The sequence below is a fragment of the Streptomyces bikiniensis genome, assembly GCF_000716625.1.
Taxonomy (GTDB): Bacteria; Actinomycetota; Actinomycetes; order Streptomycetales; family Streptomycetaceae; genus Streptomyces; species Streptomyces bikiniensis.
The window spans coordinates 88,345-106,654 of sequence record NZ_JNXJ01000008.1; the positions used below are offsets into that span (position 1 = coordinate 88,345).

The 18,310-nt window shown below is 74.1% G+C and carries 13 protein-coding genes; 8 read left to right on the forward strand and 5 right to left on the reverse strand.

Annotation, left to right across the window (positions count from 1 at the left end; genetic code table 11):
* Positions 1-221: 221 nt before the first annotated feature.
* Together OO47_RS07875 and OO47_RS07880 are read left to right on the forward strand one after the other, a co-directional pair.
* Positions 222-1,604, forward strand: a complete 1,383-nt coding sequence (locus OO47_RS07875) for a hypothetical protein (protein WP_030208713.1) — start codon at positions 222-224, stop codon at positions 1,602-1,604.
* Positions 1,605-1,738: 134 nt separating this feature from the next.
* Positions 1,739-3,172 (forward strand): hypothetical protein, encoded by a 1,434-nt coding sequence (locus tag OO47_RS07880; RefSeq protein WP_030208716.1) that lies wholly within the window; start codon positions 1,739-1,741, stop codon positions 3,170-3,172.
* Between the two features lie 25 nt (positions 3,173-3,197).
* Here OO47_RS07880 and OO47_RS07885 read toward each other — a convergent pair whose 3' ends face one another.
* A complete protein-coding gene (locus OO47_RS07885) occupies positions 3,198-4,475 on the reverse strand; it encodes an ABC transporter substrate-binding protein (protein ID WP_234323104.1) in 1,278 nt (425 codons plus the stop codon).
* 276 nt (positions 4,476-4,751) lie between these two features.
* On the opposite strand from OO47_RS07885, the gene OO47_RS07890 reads away from it, so the two are divergent.
* Both OO47_RS07890 and purU read left to right on the forward strand, forming a co-directional pair.
* Complete coding sequence (locus OO47_RS07890; RefSeq protein WP_030208720.1) at positions 4,752-5,195, forward strand: SCO4402 family protein; 444 nt, start codon at positions 4,752-4,754, stop codon at positions 5,193-5,195.
* A 59-nt stretch (positions 5,196-5,254) separates the two neighbouring features.
* Positions 5,255-6,106 (forward strand): formyltetrahydrofolate deformylase, encoded by an 852-nt coding sequence (purU, locus tag OO47_RS07895; protein WP_030208722.1) that lies wholly within the window; start codon positions 5,255-5,257, stop codon positions 6,104-6,106.
* A 4-nt stretch (positions 6,107-6,110) separates the two neighbouring features.
* Here the strand turns inward: purU and OO47_RS07900 are convergent, their stop codons facing one another.
* Positions 6,111-7,361 carry a maleylpyruvate isomerase N-terminal domain-containing protein gene (locus tag OO47_RS07900; protein ID WP_033208404.1) on the reverse strand — a complete coding sequence of 417 codons (1,251 nt, stop codon included), beginning with the start codon at positions 7,359-7,361 and terminating at the stop codon, positions 6,111-6,113.
* On the reverse strand, positions 7,358-7,939 hold the full coding sequence (locus OO47_RS07905; protein ID WP_030208724.1) for a sigma-70 family RNA polymerase sigma factor: 582 nt from the start codon (positions 7,937-7,939) through the stop codon (positions 7,358-7,360). The genes OO47_RS07900 and OO47_RS07905 overlap by 4 nt, the downstream gene beginning before the upstream one ends.
* A gap of 363 nt (positions 7,940-8,302) precedes the next feature.
* Here OO47_RS07905 and OO47_RS07910 point away from each other — a divergent pair, with 363 nt between their 5' ends.
* Both OO47_RS07910 and OO47_RS07915 read left to right on the forward strand, forming a co-directional pair.
* A complete protein-coding gene (locus OO47_RS07910) occupies positions 8,303-9,622 on the forward strand; it encodes an acyltransferase family protein (protein ID WP_078489527.1) in 1,320 nt (439 codons plus the stop codon).
* 403 nt (positions 9,623-10,025) lie between these two features.
* Entirely contained in the window at positions 10,026-10,475 is a 450-nt protein-coding gene (locus OO47_RS07915) for an ATP-binding protein (protein ID WP_030208732.1), read from the forward strand.
* Positions 10,476-10,726: 251 nt separating this feature from the next.
* On the opposite strand, the gene OO47_RS07920 is transcribed toward OO47_RS07915, so the two are convergent.
* Positions 10,727-11,731, reverse strand: coding sequence for a GlxA family transcriptional regulator (locus OO47_RS07920; protein ID WP_030208735.1), 1,005 nt, complete (start codon positions 11,729-11,731; stop codon positions 10,727-10,729).
* A gap of 183 nt (positions 11,732-11,914) precedes the next feature.
* Between OO47_RS07920 and OO47_RS07925 the strand changes: the two genes are divergently transcribed.
* A complete protein-coding gene (locus OO47_RS07925) occupies positions 11,915-13,123 on the forward strand; it encodes an MFS transporter (RefSeq protein WP_051715569.1) in 1,209 nt (402 codons plus the stop codon).
* A 139-nt stretch (positions 13,124-13,262) separates the two neighbouring features.
* Positions 13,263-14,570, forward strand: coding sequence for an MFS transporter (locus OO47_RS07930; protein ID WP_051715536.1), 1,308 nt, complete (start codon positions 13,263-13,265; stop codon positions 14,568-14,570).
* Between the two features lie 113 nt (positions 14,571-14,683).
* Here the strand turns inward: OO47_RS07930 and OO47_RS37685 are convergent, their stop codons facing one another.
* Positions 14,684-18,274, reverse strand: coding sequence for a hypothetical protein (locus OO47_RS37685; protein ID WP_106969360.1), 3,591 nt, complete (start codon positions 18,272-18,274; stop codon positions 14,684-14,686).
* Between the last annotated feature and the right edge of the window lie 36 nt (positions 18,275-18,310).

An 18,310-nucleotide genomic window follows, 5' to 3' on the forward strand; every position in this document is an offset into this window, starting at 1 on the left:
AGCGGGGTGGCGCAACGATTCCGCACGCGGGGCGCACCGGTGCACGGACGGGGGCGCGCGGAGGGCCGGGGCGCGGGGGCGGGTACCCACAGGTGGGGGCGCCGGCGAGGACTCGCGGCCGACGTGTCCGGTTTCGCGTGTTCGCATCGGCATTGACCGGATATTCACCGGGCAGTGATCCCTTCTCCGACGATCACCCGCACGGTTCCAGGGGGTACCACATGGCAGCCAGGCCACTCGTCCCGCGTCAGGTCAACGAACGGCTCCAGGCGCTCATCCAGGAGGCGGCCTGCTCCAACGCCGGCCTCGCCCGCAGGGTCAACACGGTCGGCGCGGAGCGCGGCCTCGACCTGCGGTACGACAAGACGTCCGTGGCGCGCTGGCTGCGCGGGCAGCAGCCGCGCGGCCGGGCGCCCGGGATCATCGCGGAGGCGCTGAGCCGCAAGCTGGGCCGCACGGTCACCATCGACGAGGTCGGCATGGCCAACGGCCGGAACCTCGCCGCCGGGGTGGGACTCCAGTTCGCGCCGACCGTGCCCGGGGCCATCGAGCAGGTCTGCGAGCTGTGGCGCAGCGACGTGGGGCACCGGGAGTTCCTGGCCGGGTCCACGGTGGCGGCCTCCGCCCTGGTCGAGCCCAGCCGGGACTGGCTGATCACGGTGCCGGACGCGCACGTGGCCCGGACGGCGGGGGCCCGCGTCGGGGTCGCGGACGTGGCGGCCGTACGGGAGACGACGGCCGCGCTGGTCGACCTCGACCGGCGGTTCGGCAGCGGGCACGTGCGCCCGGTGGTGGTGCACTACCTGGACAGCGTGGTGTCGGGGATGCTGTCCGGCTCGTACCGGGAGGCGGTGGGCAGACAGCTCTTCGCGGCGGCCGCCCGGCTGACCGAGCTGGCCGGGTACATGGCGGTGGACACCGGCGAACCGGGCCTGGCCCAGCGGTACTACATCCAGGCGCTGCGGCTCGCGCAGGCGGCCGGGGACCGGGGCTACGGCGGCTACGTGCTCGCCGCCTCGATGAGCCATCTCGCCGCGCAGCTCGGAAACCCGCGGGAGATCGCCCAGTTGGCGCGGGCGGCGCAGGAGGGGGCGCGCGGGAAGGTGCCGCCCCGGGCGGAGTCGATGTTCCTGGCGGCCGAGGCGCGCGGGCACGCCCTGATGGGCGACGTCCGGGCTTTCGAGGAGGCGGCGGGCGGCGCCGTGCGGGCCCTGGAGCGGGCCGATCCGGAGGCGGGCGACGAGCCCGTGTGGATCACCCACTTCGACCACGCGTACCTGGCGGACGAACTGGCCCACTGCTACCGGGACCTGGGCCGCGCGGAGGCGGCGGCGCGGGCGGCGGAGGAGTCGGTCGCCGGGCACCCGGAGACGCGGGCGCGGCGGCGGGCGATCGGCCTCGCCCTGCTCGCGGCGGCGCAGATCCAGCAGCGCGAGGTGGAGCAGGCCTGCCGCACGGGCGCCCGGGCGCTCGAACTCCTGGGCACGCTCCGCTCGTCGCGCGGCATGGAGTACCTGGACGACCTGAGGGACCGCCTGGAACCGTTCTCGGGGGAGGCGGCGGTACGGGAGTTCGGGGTGCGGATGGAGCTGTACGCGGTCTGAGCCCGCCCCGGGGGAGCGGTACGGACCGGGCGCGTGAATCAGTTCTGTAACCGGTCTCACACGTGTGTGCGGACCCCCGGGCCCAGCCGGTAGCGTGAACCGACGATTCCGTAGGTCCATCAGTAGGAGTCCCGGTGACGCAGAACGGACAGGGTCCGGAGCCGCAGTACCCGGCGGTGCCCCCCGCGCACGACGGTGCCCACGGGGGAGCGCGGCCGTGGGACGGCGGCTGGGCCCCCGCCGGCGGTCAGCCGGGCGGACAGCCGCTGCCGCCCGCGCAGCCGCTGCCCCCGGAGGCGGCACCGGGCGCCGCCGACCTGCAGTCCACGCAGTACCTGCCGCCGATACCCCCGCAGCCCGGCTACGGCTACCCGGGCCCGGGGCCCGCCGCCGACCTCCAGGCGACCCGGCACATCGCCCCGGTGCCGGGCGCGATGCCGCCGGCGCAGGCCCCGCAGCCGGGCTACGGCTATCCGCCGGCCCAGGCGCAGACCTCCCAGCCGGGCTACGGCTACCCGCACCCGGCCGCCGCCGACCTGCAGGCCACCCAGCACATCGCGCCGGTGCCGCCGCAGCGGGGCGGCGGGGACTCGACCCAGTTCCTGGGCACGGGACCACTGGCGCACCAGGGCGGACCCGGCCAGGGCGGACCCGGCCAGGCCGGGGCCTCCGACGCGACCCAGTACATCGCCCCCGTCCCCCCGGGCGCCCCCGTACCCCCGGCCGCGTCCGGCGAGCGGCAGCCGCCCGCCGAGTTCGACAGCCTCTTCCGCACGGAGGCGCCCCGGGCCCCGCAGCAGCCCCAGCCCTCGCAGGGCTACCGGCCTCCGCCGCCGGCCCCCGCCCCGTACCAGCAGCAGCCGCCGCAGCCCCCGCAGCAGGGGTACGGCCACCAGGACGCCTACTACGACGACGAGCCCGCGCCGCGCCGCAAGTCGCCGGTCGCCCTGATCGCCGTCGTCGTCGTCGGCTGCGCGGCCGTCGGCCTCGGCGCCGGGGCCCTGCTCAGCGGCGGCGAGGACGACAAGCAGGGACCCGAGAAGAGCGGTTCGACCGTGGCGGCGACCTCCTCCGCGCCGCCCGCCGAGCAGCCGGCGGAGCAGGCGGCCGATCCGGCGGAGGCGCAGGCGCGGGAACTGGGCAAGCTCCTCGCGACCAGCAGCGACAGCCGGGACACCGTGATCAACTCGGTCGCTTCCATCAACCGGTGCAAGAACCTGGACAAGGCCGCCGCGGACCTGCGGGGCGCCGCCGAGCAGCGCCGGGGCCTGATCACCAGGCTCCAGTCCCTGTCGGTCGACAAGGTCCCGGACAACGCCCGGCTGACCGCCGCGCTCGTCGAGGCCTGGAAGGCCTCCGCGTCCGCCGACGACCACTACGCGGCCTGGGCCGAGCAGGTGAAGGCGAAGGACGGCTGCAAGGGCGGCAAGGCCCGCAGGACGGACAACCTGGGCGCGGCGGAGAAGGACAGCGGGGACGCCACCCGGGCCAAGAAGAAGGCGGCCGGGCTGTGGAACCCGACCGCCGAGAAGTACGGACTGGAGAGGCGCGCCTACCACCAGCTCTGAGCGGCCGGACCCGCCCCCCAGGGGGTCAGGTCACGGCGAGGAGCGTCTCGCCGACGTCGACGAAGCCGGGCTTCTGCGCCACCAGCTGTCCCTGGCGCACCACTTGGAAGGTCACCTGGTGGTTGACGATCCGGGGGAAGCCGGAGGCGCCGAGCAGGTCCGCGTACTTCCAGCGCAGGGCCGGGGTGAGGCCGCCGGTGTCGATCCGCTCGCCCCGGTCGAGGGCGTGGGCGATCTCCGTGGCCGTGATCCGGTCCCGGTCCAGGGACTCCACGACCTGCTTGAGGACCGTGTAGGCGATCCAGGTGGTCTGGACGCCCGTGTCGGCCGGGTCGACCCGGTTGTCGACGAACGCGTGCTCCTGGACGACCTTGCGCATCGGCGCCCAGCTCTTGTCGCCCGCCTCCGGGTACCAGCCGGTGACGAACGCCCCCTCGAAGGGGCTGTGGGAGCCGCCGGTGCGGTCGATCACGGGCTGGTCGACGCTGCCGAGGATCGAGGAGATGCGGACGTGCCCGCCCTTGCCGTCCCGCCCGCCGCGCCGCTTCTCCTCCGGCAGCCGGCGGAAGGAGTCGAAGAAGATCTGGGTGCGCTCGCCGAGCACGGCGGTCACGCAGCCGCCCGCGCCCTTCGCCCCGGACCTGGCCCTGCCCGCCTGCCGGGTGTACTCGCCGGCGTCCTCGGCGGCCGGGATGTCGAGGGCGCCGCCGTGCTTCGCCCGGCGCAGGCCGGAGTCGAGCAGGGCGGGCAGCCGGTCCCCGCCGACGGTGTCGGGCCGGACGAGGGCGACCTTCTCGCAGACGCTGGCGAGCTGCATGCCGTGCCCGGCGACGAGGGAGGCCTGTCCGCCGTTGACGGGGTACGAGAGCGGGCTGGTGAACTCGTCGTCGGTGACGCCGTAACCGCCGATGTACGGGATGCCGGCCGCTTCGAGGGCGTTCATGAAGTCGCGCCCGTGCTGGCTGTACGAGCCGACGACGGCGACCGCCTTCTGGTCGATCGCCTGGCGGGCGCAGTCGGCGGCGCCCTCGGAGGTGTTGCGCTCGTTGCAGGTGAGGACGCGCAGTTCGTGGCCGTCGATGCCGCCCGAGGAGTTCACCCAGCGGGCGAAGGCCTGCGCCATGGCGGGCATGCCGGGCATGTTGGTGGCCTTGGTCCGGTCGGGGGCCCAGGTCATCACGGTGAGGGGCTCCCGGGAGTCCCCGGCGGAGCCGGGGAGCACGCCGCATCCGGTGAGCAGCGACGCTCCGGCCGCCGTGGCCGTGACGTACGCGAGGAGTGGGGTCAGTCGCCTGCCGGTCATGGACACGCACATTTCCTCCCCAGGGGTAACGCGGGAGTGAGCGCGGGTCGACGGTGGGTGACGGGACGGTGAATTGCGGGGGTCGGGCGGGGGTGGGTCCGCTTGCCGGACAGGGGAACGTACGATCGAAACGTGTCCAGTCCCGCCATCGACCCCGCCACCGGCCCGGGCCCCGGTCCGCACACCGGCCGGGCCTCCGGTCCGGCCCCCGATCCGTCCCCCGGTCCGGTCTCCGGTCCCGGGAACCCTTCCCGTCGCGGCCGTCGCTCCTCCACCATGGGCGGCATGCCGCTCAACGACATGCCGTGGTGGCGCTGGCGCAGCAACGTGCGCTCGGCGCTGCACATGCTCTCGGACCCCGTGTTCCACGAGACGACCTGGCTGGCCGGCCGGGAGGGGTACGGCGACGTCACCGACGCCGTCTACCGCCTGGTCGAGGACACCTGGCTCGACAACTGGTCCGCCGAGAAGTACGTCGGCGCGATCTTCCGGGACTCCGGCGAGGCCGCCCTCGTCGACGTCGCCGTCCTGCGGGTGCTGCGCATCCTGCACCAGGTCGGACCCGACGCGCCCGTCTCCGCCTACCTGGAGCACCAGGGCTGGCCGGAGGCCGTACGGGCCGCCCGCGAGGCCCACGTGCGCCTCGCGCTCGCCGACGGAGAGGACCCCGACGCGCCCCCGCGCTCCCTCGACCTGCTCCGTATCATGACGCGGTCCTGAACCGTTCCGCCTGCCGGACGGTGCGCCTCGCACCCGGCCGGGTGTGGCAGGCTGACGGGATGACCGACCAGTACGTCCTCACCCTCTCGTGCCCCGACAAGCAGGGCATCGTGCACGCCGTGTCGAGCTACCTCTTCATCACGGGGTGCAACATCGAGGACAGCCAGCAGTTCGGGGACCGGGACACCGGGCTCTTCTTCATGCGGGTCCACTTCTCGGCCGAGGCGCCCGTGGACGTGGAGAAGCTGCGGGCCAGCTTCGCGGCGGTCGGCGACGCCTTCGGCATGGAGTGGCGGATCGACCGGGCCGACCAGCGCATGCGGGTCGTGCTCATGGTGTCGAAGTTCGGGCACTGCCTGAACGACCTGCTGTTCCGCTCCCGGATCGGGGCGCTGCCGGTGGAGATCGTGGCCGTCGTCTCCAACCACACGGACTTCGAGGAGCTGGTCGGCTCGTACGGGGTCCCGTTCCGGCACATCCCCGTCACCAAGGACACCAAGGCGGAGGCCGAGGGCAGGCTGCTCGACCTCGTCCGCGAGGAGGACGTCGAGCTGGTCGTCCTCGCCCGCTACATGCAGGTCCTCTCCGACGACCTCTGCAAGCAGCTCTCCGGCCGGATCATCAACATCCACCACTCCTTCCTGCCGAGCTTCAAGGGCGCCAAGCCCTACCACCAGGCGCACGCCCGGGGCGTGAAGCTGATCGGCGCGACCGCCCACTACGTGACGGCGGACCTCGACGAGGGCCCGATCATCGAGCAGGAGGTCGAGCGCGTCGGCCACGAGGTGACCCCGGACCAGCTCGTCGCGATCGGCCGCGACGTCGAGTGCCAGGCCCTCGCCCGCGCGGTCAAGTGGCACGCGGAGCACCGCATCCTGCTCAACGGCAGCCGCACGGTCGTCTTCGCCTAGATCTTCACAGGCGGCTGAGGGACGCCGCCGCGGCCAGGACGTCGCGGATCGCCTCGCGGTCGCCGTCCTGGCCCGCCGCCGCTTCCTCCGGGGAGACGCGGCCCGCCACGAGCTGGCAGAACTCGACGCCCTCCATCGCGACCTGCGCCACCGCCTGGTCCGGGTCGCCGACCGCGGCCGGGGAGTCGAGCGCGATGTACCAGTGGCCGCCGCCCGCGCCCTCCACCTCCAGGTGCAGCGAGCGGCCCGGCGCGCCCGCCGCGACCAGCTGCCGGGCGGGCGCGGCGAGACCGCTGCGGCGGCGGCCGGCCAGGGCCGCCGGAAGCAGCCGCGGCGCCAGGTCGATCATCTCGTGCAGATGGGCGCCGCAGGGCGGGTCGTACGGGTACGCCACCGCGTGCGCGATGTCGTCCGCGTGCAGCCAGCACTCGAAGGCCCGCTCCAGGAGCGAGTCCCGCAGCGGCAGCGCGAAGTCCTTGTAGGTGACCGTGAGGTCGGCCACTCCGCGCCCGGCGAAGGAGACCGTACGGATGAGGGCGTGGCTCTGGTCCCGCCAGGGCTCCCGCAGGGCCCGGCCCGGCGGCCGCTCCAGGCCCGACCAGAACGCCTCGGTCCGCTCGGACGGCGACAGCTCGGGCGTGCCGGCGCCCAGCGGGTCGTCGAGCCCGAGGGCCCCGGCCACCAGGCCGTCCACGGCGAAGAGGTGGCCGATGACCCCGGCGACGGTCGCCTTGCGCCGCACCGGCCGGTCCTCCTCGTACCACTTGAGCCGCACCGGCGCGTGCCACTCGGACTCGCCGATGTCCCGCAGCAGCGCGTCGAGCCGGGCGGTCTCCGCGTCGTACGGCGTGACCCAGCCGGGGATCGGGATGCGGGCGGGGCGGCGGCCCAGGCAGTTCTCCAGGACGCGGGAGCGCAGCAGCGGGTCGAGGTCCAGGTCGCGGTCCCGGTGGAGCAGGGCGACGGCGTCGCGCAGCCGCAGCGCCTCGTCGGCGCACGGGCCGCACTCGGTGAGGTGCGCCTCGACGGCCGCGGTCTCCCCGGCGGAGCACGCCGAGAGCGCCCAGGCCCCGAGCAGGGACTTGAGCACTCCGTGGCTGAGGACGGGCACGTCCGGCTCCTCCACCGGTTCCTCCGGTTCCCTCTCCTCCGGGGTCCTTCCCGTCAGGTCCGCGTGGTCGTCCGCCGACCGGCGGGGGCCCGGTATGCGGGGAACGCGCGCGACGCCGTCCGCGCCGTCGTCCGCCGGGGTCACGGCGTCCGTCCGTGGCCGGGCGGGGAGGTCCCTTCGAACGGCCGGGTGTGCGCCGTGGAGAGCAGCTGGAGGCCGAGCCGGAGCCGCCGGCGCGCCTCGTCCTCGGTGACCCCGAGGTCGGCGGCGGTCTGGCGGTAGTCCCGCCGCTGGAAGTAGGCGAGTTCGAGCGCGGCCCGCAGCGGCGCGGGCATCGACGTCACGATGTAGTCGGCGCGGGCCGCGACCGAGGCCCGGCGCACCTTCTGCTCCAGCTCCTCGGCGGAGCCGACGCCCGTCTCCGCGTACGCCGTCGCCTCCGCGAGCCGCAGCCGGTGCACGGCCTGCCGCTGGGTGAGCCGGGCCACCCACGCGCGCATGTTCCCCTGCCGGGGGTCGTACGCGTCGGGGTTCTCCCAGATGTAGCCGAAGACCTCGCGGGTGATCTGGTCGGCCGCCGCGTCGTCGTCGAGGACCCGGTGCGCCAGGCTGTGCACCAGCGAGGCGAACCGGTCGTACAGCTCCCCGAGGGCAGCGGCCTCCCCGCGCGCCAGCCGCTGCTGCATCCTGCGGTCCCAGCGCGGTGGTGTGTCCTTCGCCATCCGACCCTCCACCCGTGCCGACCTTCCGGTTCTCCTCCAAAGTAATGCGCCGTCCCGACGGCGCACCCCTGTTTGCGGCAAGTGCGCCCTTGACGGAGGCTCAAGTGGTAGAGGGACCGCCCCGTCCTACTGGACCGTAACGAACTGCTAACCATAGGAGTCTCACAGGCGACTCCTATGTTCTACTTTTTGACAGATTGGATTGATCTTCCTTCTGGATCGCCCATATTCGAAGGGATCTTGCTCAACTCCTTTCGCATGAAAATGCCCCCGTGGCTTCCGTGCGCCCCGGGGCCCTCCGTGGAGCCCTGGTGGGCGGCATACCGTCACCGCTCCCGACCGGGGGCACTGGAGGTTGTAGGAATGGCCGCTTCCGGCCGGGAGAACAGGCTGTACGCACTGGACGGACTGCGTCTGGTCGTCGCCTTGATGGTGGTCTTCTACCACTACGTCGCCCTCGCCGCCCCGTGGGGCCATTCCACGGTGACGATCTTCCCCACGGCGCACCAGTTCGCCCGTTTCGGATGGCTCGGCGTCGAGGTCTTCTTCCTCATCAGCGGCTTCGTCATCTGCATGAGCGTGTGGGGGCGCACCCTGGGCGACTTCGCGATATCCCGCCTGACGCGGCTCTTCCCCGCGTACTGGGTGGGGGTCCTGCTGACCGCGCTCGTCGTGAAGATGTGGCCGGTCATCAGCGAGATCGAGGGCTGGGGTTCGGTGATCACCAACCTCACGATGCTCCAGGCCGGGAACAACACGCAGCCGGTCGACCAGGTCTACTGGACCCTCTTCGTCGAGCTGAAGTTCTACCTGCTGATGGCCGTGGTGGTCTTCTTCGGGGTCACGTACCGCACCTGCCTGGTGTTCTGCGGCGTGTGGACCGCCGCCGCCGCGCTGGCGCCGGTCATGGGCAGCACGCTCCTGACGCAGTTCGCCATGCCGATCTACGCGCCGTTCTTCATCGCCGGCATCGCCTTCTACCTCATGCGCCGCTACCGGCCCAACGCCGTGCTCTGGACGATCGTCGGCTTCCAACTGCTCCTGTCCCAGCGCTACGTGGACTACCGCATGGAGGTCAGCCTCGGCAAGGAGCTGGCCGCGGCGCTGCCCACCTGGCCCGCCCGCCTGATCATCGTCGCCGGCTTCGCGGTCGTCGGGGCGATCGCCCTCGGCGCGTTCGACCGCATCCAGTGGAAGTGGCTCACCCACGCCGGGGCCATCACGTATCCGCTGTACCTCATCCACATGCACATCGGCATGACGCTCATCTACAAGCTGCGCGACCGGATCCCCGCCGCCCCCCTGGTCCTCCTGGTGACCGTCGGCATGATGGTCGCGGCCTGGCTCATCCACCGGCTCGTCGAACGGCCGCTGGGCAAGTGGATGCGCAACGGACTCAAGCGGGCGGTCCAGGACGTCCGCCGCGAGACGCGGCCGGGCGGCCTGCGCGGCCGGTGGGACGGGAGCCGGCCGGAACCGGCGGTCCCGGGCACGGCTCCCGCGGCCTCCGCCGCTCCTGCGGCCTCTGCCTCTGCCAGAGCCTCCGCCGCTCCCGCCGCCTACGCCGGGCATCCGGACCCCGAGACCCTCCAGCTCTCCGCCCCGGTCGGTCTCGTCCCCGGGCAGCGTTCCTCGCACTCCGCGCCGCACCCCGCGCAGGGCGACGGCCACCGCGCCTCCTGAGGGCCCGCTCCTCCGGGAGCGTGACGGAACGTCGATACCGGGTCGTGTCCCGCGGCGGGGCCGTCACGGCCCGGAGTCGGCCTCCGGCTCCGGTACTCTCCGTGGGATGCGAGTGCACGTTGACCCGGATCGTCCCGGTGTCGCCCCTGTGGTGGCTCCGTGTCCCGGAATGCGCCCCGCTCGCGCCCCCGGGAGGCGCCCCGCGCGCTCCTGTTCGACTCCCCGCAGCGTGCGTCGCACAGTATGGACCATGCGTACTCCTTCGCGCTGGAATATGCCCGAAGCGCTTGTTGCGGTGACTGTACGTCAACCATGCTGTCTCGCAAGGGAATCACGTTCCGTAAGGACGTCGACGGCTGTGAGGCGCGAGGCGATGTGTCCGCCGGTTCGGGTGGTGTGAACGGTGCAGGTGCTTCAGGTTCAGTTGGAGGTCGGGCCGGACCCGGCCGAGGTGGGGCGCGCCCGGAGGTGGGCCCGGTCGCGGCTCGCCGGTTCGGGCATACGGGAGGACGAGCCGCTGGCCGAGACGCTGGTGCTGATCATCTCCGAGCTCGTGACGAACGCCGTGGTGCACACGGGCTGTCCGGCCGTGCTGCGGATGCTCTTCGCGGCGGAGGGCGGGGTGCGGGTCGAGGTGGCCGACGCGAGCGACTGCCCGCCGAGGCCCCGGCGCGCACACGGCGACGACACCAACGGACGCGGCCTGGAGCTGGTGGACGGCCTCGCGGACCGGTGGGGCTGGCAGCCCGAGGGCTCCGGCAAGAGCATCTGGTGCGAGGTGGACCGGGCGGCTCCGGCCGCTCCCGCGCCCGTGGTGGCTCCGGGCGCTGCGGTGACTTCAGGGGTCGGGTGACTCCGGGGACCGCCGTTGCGCCGGGGCCCTGTGGCGCCCGGTGCCCCGGTGGCGCCCGGACGGGTGCCCTGTTGACGGTTCGTTCCGTTTTGCCCACCCTGGGGTGAGCGATTCGCGGCGAGGGGAGCCGAGGGCCGTACGGGCCCTCGGCGTGTGCGGGTCGCGGCCGGGCGGCGGCGGGTCCGTGCCGTGCTCGGGGCGCGCGCGAGCGCGCCGCCGCCCGGGCGCCGGACCTCTCGGCGCGCGTGCGTTCAGCCCCCGGACACGGTCTCCGTCCCCGTCACGCGGAACGTGCGCCGGTACGAGGTCGGGGTCACCCCGATCGCGCTCATCAGATGCGTCCGCAGCGACTGGGCCGTGCCGAAGCCGGCGTCCCGCGCGACCCGGTCGACGGGCAGGTCGGTGGACTCCAGGAGGTGCCGGGCGCGTTCGACGCGCTGCTGGACGAGCCACTGGCCGGGGCTGATGCCCACCTCGTCGCGGAACCGGCGGGTGAACATCCGTACGCTCATCGCCTCCTTCTCCGCCAGGTCCCGCAGCTGGATCGGCTCGTGGAGGTGGGCCAGCGCCCAGGCGCGGGCCGTGGTCGTGGTGTGCGTCCCGGCCTGCGGCAGGGGCCGCGCGACGTACTGGGCCTGACCGCCGTCCCGGTGCGGCGGCACGACCGTCCTGCGGGCCACCTCGTTGGCGACGCCCGTCCCGTGGTCGCGGCGCACCAGGTGCAGGCACAGGTCGATCCCGGCGGCCACGCCCGCCGAGGTCAGCACGTCGCCGTCGTCCACGAAGAGGACGTCCGCGTCGACCCGCACCTTCGGGAAGAGGCGCTGGAAGTGCTCGGCGGCGGACCAGTGGGTGGTGGCCGGGCGCCCGTCGAGGAAGCCCGCGGCGGCGAGCACGTACCCGCCGGTGCAGATCGAGACCAGCCGGGTGCCGGGCCGGATGTGCGCGAGGGCGGCGGCCAGTTCGGCGGGCAGCCTGCCCTCCTCGTAGACCGGCCCCAGCTCGTACGAGGCGGGCACCACGACCGTGTCGGCGGCGGCGAGGGCCTCCGGGCCGTGCTCCACCTGGACGGCGAAGTCGGCGTCGGTGCGGATCGGGCCCGGGGCCGTCGCGCAGGTGGTGATCTCGTACAGCCGCCGCCCCGCGGAGTCCCGGGCGCCGCCGAAGATGCGGTGCGGGATGCCCAGTTCGAAGGGGAGGAGGCCGGGCAGGGCGAGGACGGCGACGCGGTGCGGCGACGGTGGCGACGACGACACGGGCGGTCTCCTTCCGGAGGACGGTGGCGGTGGCGGTGGCGGTGAAAACCGGTGGTGGTCCAGACCAGTTTCCGGTAGCTGTTCTGGACCGTGACGGACAACACGTACGACAGCGCGCGCATCCCCGCGCACGAGGACGGCACGTACGAGGACAACACGTACAAGCCCGAAGCCCTCGAACGGATTCCCCTCCCGGACCGGCCGCCCGCCCTCTGGAACCGTAACTTCCGGCTCTTCTTCGTCGCCCGGGGGGCCGCCGTCTTCGGCGAGGGCACGGTCCCCGTCGCCTACGCCGCCGGACTCCTCGGCGCCGGCCACCCCGGCTCCGCCGTCGGCTACGCGCTCGGGAGCTGGACGGCCGCCTTCGCGCTCTTCGTGCTCTTCGGCGGCGTCCTCGCCGACCGGTTCACCGCCCGGCGCATGATGGTCCTCGCGGACCTGCTGCGGCTGCCCGGCGCCGCCGTCCTCGCCGTCGCCTTCGCGCTCGGCAGTCCACCCCTGTGGGTGGTGTACGTCCTCTCCGTCACCGGCGGCGTCGGCGCCGCCCTCTTCCAGCCGGGCGTCGCCTCCACGATCCCGCGCATCGCCCCCGACGTGCAGCGCGCCAACGCCGTCCTGCGGGTCGCCGAGGCCCTGACGACCATGGCGGGCCCGGCCGCCGCGGGCCTGCTCGTCGCCGTCTGGAACGCGGGCGCCGCCTTCGCCGTCAACGGCGCCACCTTCGCGGTCAGCGCCCTCTGCCTCGCCCTGATGCGGCTCGCCCCGCTCCCCTCCGACACGATGGAGCGCGACTCCCTGCGCGCCGAACTCGTCGGCGGCTGGCGCGAGTTCCGCTCCCGCAGCTGGCTCTGGGGGGTCATCTCCATCTGGACGGTGTACGGCCTGACGGTCGCCGGGCCCATGGTGCCGCTCACCGCGAGCCTGGTCACCGGGGACCACGGCCCGGCCGCGTACGGCGTCCTGATGGCCGTCAACGGGGCCGGGAGCGCGGCCGGCGGGCTGCTCGCCCTCCGGCTGCGCCCGGGCCGCCCCCTCGCGTGGGGCGCGGTCGCCCTCCTCGGCCTCCCCGTGAACCTCGCCCTGCTCGGCCTGGGCGCGCCCGTGGAACTGCTCGGCGCGGGCCAGTTCATCGGCGGGGCGGCCTTCGCGTACTGGCTGGTGATGTGGTCCACCGCCGTCCAGACGCACGTCCCGCAGGAGGCCCTGAACCGGATGCACGCGTACGACGTGGCCGGATCGCTCCTGATGATGGGCGTCGGCCGCACCCTCTCGGGCCCGGTCGCGGCGGCGGTCGGCACGGAACGGGTCCTCCTCGCGGGCGCGGGCATCGCCGTCCTCGTGGTGGCCGCGCTCCTCGCCGTACGCCCGATCAGGACGCTGCCGAGGGCGTGAGGCGCGCGGGGGCGGCGCGGACCCCGGCGGACGGTGCGCACGACCGAGCCGCCCCCGGCCGCCGGGGTGGCCCGATCCGTTGGAAAGCTGTCGTCCGGGCCAATGGTCGGGGGCGGGGCCGGCCGGGATGCTCGGTGGCATGGCTCAGACAACCGAGACCCCCGCCCGTACCCCCGGGGACGGGCCGGCCCGCACCCCCCGCGTCCACCGCGCCTGGTTCGTCGCGGCGGTCACCTTCGTCACGATCATCGGCGCCGCGGCCTTCGCCTCCCTGCCCGGCCTCCTGATCGAGCCGCTGCACGCCGAACTCGACTGGTCGCGCGGCACGATCGGGTTCGCGGTCTCGGTGAACCTCGCGCTCTACGGCCTGACCGCCCCCTTCGCCGCCGCGCTCATGGACCGTTTCGGCATCCGCCGGGTCGTCGCCGTCGCCCTCTCCGTCATCGCGCTCGGCGCGCTCCTCACCGTGTGGATGACCGCCCCCTGGCAGCTCGTCCTCTACTGGGGGATCCTCGTCGGCCTCGGCAGCGGTTCCATGGCCCTCGCCTTCGCCGCGACCGTCACCAACCGCTGGTTCACCGCCCGCCGCGGCCTGGTGACCGGGGTCCTCACCGCCGCCGGCGCCTCCGGTCAGCTGATCTTCCTGCCGCTGCTCTCCTGGCTGGTCGAGCACCACGGCTGGCGGCCCGCCTCCGTGACCGTGGCCCTCTCCGCGCTCGCCGTCGTCCCGTTCGTCTGGCTGCTGCTCCGCGACCACCCGGCGGACGTCGGACTCGCCCCGTACGGCGGGGAGTACGAGGCGAAGCCCGCCCCCGTCACGGGCGCCGCCCGCCGGGCCGTCACCGTCCTGTTCAAGACGGCCCGCACCGGCCCCTTCTGGCTCCTCGCCGGCTCCTTCGCGATCTGCGGCGCCTCCACCAACGGCCTGGTCCGCACCCACTTCGTGCCCGCCGCCCACGACCACGGCATGCCGATCACGGCCGCGGCCGGACTGCTCGCCGTCATCGGCGTCTTCGACGTCGTCGGGACGGTCGCCTCCGGCTGGTTCACGGACCGCTTCTCCGCCCGCCGCCTCCTCGCGGTCTACTACGCGCTGCGCGGGATCTCGCTCTGCTTCCTGCCGCTCCTGCTCGCGCCGTCCGTGCACCCGCCCATGCTGTTCTTCATCGTCTTCTACGGCCTGGACTGGGTGGCGACCGTCCCGCCCACGATGGCCCTGTGCCGCGAGCACTTCGGCGCGGACTCGGCGATCGTCTTCGGCTGGGTCCTCGCCTCCCACCAGGTCGGCGCGGCCGTCGTCGCCTTCGCGGGCGGCCTGGCCCGCGACGTCTTCGGCACCTACGACGTCGTCTGGTACGCCTCGGGCGCGCTGTGCGCGGCGGCGGCCCTGATGGCCCTGGTCATCAGCCGGCCCCGGACGGGGGAGGGGCTCGCGGCGGGGGCGTGACGCGTCTCCGGGGCCGTACGCGGAGAAGCCCCCGGGGCGGCGGTCCGTCCGCCGCCCCGGGGGCTTCCCGTCGTCTCCGGGAGCTCCGGGGCTTCCCGTCGCTCCCGAAGGGCTCAGGCCGCGACCGCTCCCGTGGCCGGGGTCCACGCGGTGCCCGAGGCGTGGCCGGTCCGGTGCGCCGTCACCCGGACGGTGATCCGCAGGCCGCGCTGGGCCTTCGACGGCGTGAACGTGCCCTTCGTCGCCCCGCTGATCGCCCGCCCGTTCGCGTACCACTGGTAGGCGTACGAGGTAGGGGCCGGCGTCCACGTCCCCCGGTTCAGGGTGAGCGTCCGCCCCACCTTCACCGTGCCCGTGAGGTACGGGGCCCTGGTCGCCTTCGGCGCGAGACCGGTGGCGACGGTGTACCCGGCCGACGTGGCCACGCCGCTCAGGTGCCCGGTGCGGTGCGCCGTCACCGTGACCGTGAGCTTCTTCCCCAGGACGGAGGCGGGCGGGACGTACGCGGCGGCGGTGGCCCCGGCGATCGCGACCCCGTTCGCCCGCCACTGGTAGGCGTACGAGGTCGGCGCGGGCGACCAGGTGCCGACGACGGCCGCCACCTTGCTCCCGACCCGCACGGCACCGGACACGGCCGGTGCCTTCGTCGCCTTCGGCGCGATCCCCTTCACCACCGCGGCGGCGCTGACGGCGGTCACCGTCGGCTGCCCTGCCGCGCGGGCGGTGACGGCGACGGAGAGCTGCTTGCCCTGGAGGGACGCGGGCAGGACGTACGCGGCGGTGGTGGCCCCGGCGATCGCGACCCCGTTCGCCCGCCACTGGTAGGCGTACGAGGCCCCGGACGGCGACCAGGAACCGGCCGACGCGGTCACCTTGCCGCCGACGACGGCGGTGCCTGTGACGGTGGGGGTGGCGGTGGCGCGGAGCGCGGCGACGACGGTGACCGAGCCCTTGAGGTACTGCATCCCGTGCGCGAACACGCTCGCGGACAGCGGGCCGAGCGGGGCGTTCGTCAGGTCGAGGGCGACCGTCATGCTCCGCCGGTCGGGAGCGACCGAGACGGTCGTCGACCGGGCGTGGAAGCCCCCGGAGGACAGCTCGACCGCGGCGCTCTCGTGCAGCGCGCTTCCGGTGACGGTCATCGTGACCCTGCCCCGGCCGACCGTGGCCGGGCCGACCGTGCCGACGGTCCGCTCGTCGGGGCCGCAGAGGTGGAAGGTGCAGGGGAAGTCCGCCCGTACGGCCGTGGAGGCCCGGGCGGGCTGCTCCGGCAGTCCGATCACGACCGTGCTGGGCCGGGACGCCTTCGGGTAGGCGCCCGGCAGGTAGCACTGGTAGTTCTCGCCCTCGCTGGAGTACGACCCGTGGCAGTTGCTCTTCAGGGTGGCCCGGTCGTACATCCAGGGCGTCGGCGACTGCTCGAACGTCCCCGCGGGCGTGAACCGCACGTCGAAGTAGTCGCCCGACGCGGTCGGCAGCACCGCGCAGATCGCCGTCCTCTGCTCGGACAGGGTGCCGGTCAGCGGGCCGAAGCCGTAGCTGACGTTCGGGACCCGGACGCACTCGGGTGCGGGCCCGGCCGCCGTGCCGATCCGCAGTGCGTCGAGCCGGTAGGCGGGCGCGGCGGTCTTGCCGTCCGGGACCTGGACGAGGACCTGGTAGGCGGTGGAGCCGGTGGCGGCGCAGCCCGCGGCGAAGTAGTCGCAGACGACGTCGCCGCTCGCGTCGTACGCCAGGAGCCGCGCGGTGCTCCGCACGTCGCGGACGTTCAGGTGCAGGGCGTCCCCGGCGCCGGCCGTGGTCACCCGGTGACACAGGAAGGTGCCGGGCGCGGCCGGGACGCCGCCGGTGGACGGGCCGCCGACGGGCACGGCCGGGGTCGGGACGCAGCCGCGCGCGGTGGCGGTGACGTCCAGGCGGGTCAGGGCGAACTCGCCGGGTACGTCGCGGCCCTGGACGAGGACCGTGTGCGCGAGGCCGGGCGTCAGGGCGCAGGTGGAGAAGGTGTTGTAGGAGGAGCTGATCGAGCAGACCTGCTTGCCGGTCGCGTCGAGGACGCCGACCGAGGCGGCCGAGGCGCCCGACACCTTCTGGATCTGCACGAGTTCGCGCGCGGAGTGGCCGCCCGCCGGGACGGTCAGGCAGTCCGCGAAGACGCCCCCACCGCTCTTGACGCTCATCCGGACCGGCTTGCCCGAGAAGTCGCCGGGCAGGAAGGTGCGGCAGGCGCTCGGCAGGTCCGTGCGGTGGACGACGAGACCGTAGCCGTCGCCCTCCCTGTAGGGGTCGCTCTCGGTGACGAGGGCGCGGTACGGGGCGGTGCCGCCCAGGGCGCAGGTGCCGTCCGTCAGGCCGTCCGAACAGAGGACGGCGCCCTGCGCGTCGACGACGGTGACGTCACCGGCGCGATCGGTCAGGACGGCGATGCGGGCGCCCTGCGGCACCGGCAGGTTCAGGCAGTCGACCTCGCCGGGGACGGCGAACGTACCCCGGTGGTCGCGCGCGAGCACGAGGCCGTCCTCGCAGCCCCGCGTGGCGGCGCGGTCCAGGATCCGGACGGCGGAACCGGTGAGCAGGGTGTACGGGACGCCCGCGGTGAGCGCGCAGTCCTCGCCGTACGCGCAGACGGTGGAGCCGTCCGCCGCGTACACCTCGATGCCGGAACCGGCGCCGTCGGCGTCGACGGACCGCACGTCGTAGCGGCCGGTCGCGGCCGGGGTGAACGTCCTGCACTCGGTGCCCGGCGCGGCCTGGGCCGGGGCGGAGCCGTACGCGGTGGCGGCGACGGGCACGCAGCCCGCCGGGTGCGACAGGCGCCGGACCTTCAGGGTGTACGCGGCGGGAAAACCGTGCTCGGCCTCCCGGACCTCGGCGAGGACGCGGTAGCCGCCCGTGCCCTCGGGCAGGACACAGCCGTCGCTGTCGTCCTCGTTCCGGTAGGGGCACAGTCGCTTGCCGGTGCCGTCGGTGATCCAGTGCTGGGCGCCGCCGTACTCGTCCAGCCGGAAGTCGGCGGTGATCCGGTCACCGGGGGCGGCGGTGAACGCGTGGCAGACGACGCCCAGGCGGTCGGTGGCGCGGCCCGTCGTCGGGGCGGAGTCGTAGCCGGTGCCGGCGACGTCCGGACAGCCGGGGGCGGCCGTCAGCGGGATGAGGGCGACCCGGGTCTCGACGGTCTCCCAGTCGTAGTGGACGACCTTGAGCGTGTACGTGCCGGCGGCCAGCTCGCACCAGGAGTCACGGTAGTTGGAGTCCTCGCACTCGACGTGCTCCTCGCCCGCGTACAGCGACGGGTAGGAGTACTGGTCGGCGACGAGCAGCCGGTGCAGGCCCGGCTTCTCCACGGTGACCGTGAAGCAGGCGGCGACCTTCGGCTGCAGCGTGACGCGTCCGACCGCGTCGCCCGGGTCGCCGAGCGGGGCGAGCGCGAGGGGCGCGCAGGGCTCGGGGGTGGGCGTGGGGTCGACGGTCTCCGTCGGGTCCGGGGTCGGGTCGTCCGTCGGTTCGTCCGTCGGGTCCGGGGTCGGTTCGTCCGTCGGCTCCGGAGCCGGCTCGTCCGCCGGGTCATGCGCGGGTTTCGCCGTCAGATCCTGCGCGGGTTCTGTTGTCGGCGTTGCGGGCGCAGGTGTGGCGTTCGTCGGTGTCCCGGGCGACGGTGTGGCGGACGGAACCGTCGCGGCGAGCGCCGTCCCGGTCGGGAGCATCGGGCCGAGCAGGGCCGTCAGCAGGGCGGGAACCAG

Bases quoted from the DNA above. Each gene is read 5' to 3' on its own strand.
- OO47_RS07875 (WP_030208713.1), top strand. From the start codon at position 222: ATGGCAGCCAGGCCACTCGTCCCGCGTCAGGTCAACGAACGGCTCCAG.
- OO47_RS07885 (WP_234323104.1), bottom strand. From the start codon at position 4,475: ATGACCGGCAGGCGACTGACCCCACTCCTCGCGTACGTCACGGCCACG.
- OO47_RS07890 (WP_030208720.1), top strand. From the start codon at position 4,752: ATGGGCGGCATGCCGCTCAACGACATGCCGTGGTGGCGCTGGCGCAGC.
- purU (WP_030208722.1), top strand. From the start codon at position 5,255: ATGACCGACCAGTACGTCCTCACCCTCTCGTGCCCCGACAAGCAGGGC.
- OO47_RS07905 (WP_030208724.1), bottom strand. From the start codon at position 7,939: ATGGCGAAGGACACACCACCGCGCTGGGACCGCAGGATGCAGCAGCGG.
- OO47_RS07910 (WP_078489527.1), top strand. From the start codon at position 8,303: ATGGCCGCTTCCGGCCGGGAGAACAGGCTGTACGCACTGGACGGACTG.
- OO47_RS07930 (WP_051715536.1), top strand. From the start codon at position 13,263: ATGGCTCAGACAACCGAGACCCCCGCCCGTACCCCCGGGGACGGGCCG.
- OO47_RS37685 (WP_106969360.1), bottom strand. From the start codon at position 18,274: ATGCTCCCGACCGGGACGGCGCTCGCCGCGACGGTTCCGTCCGCCACA.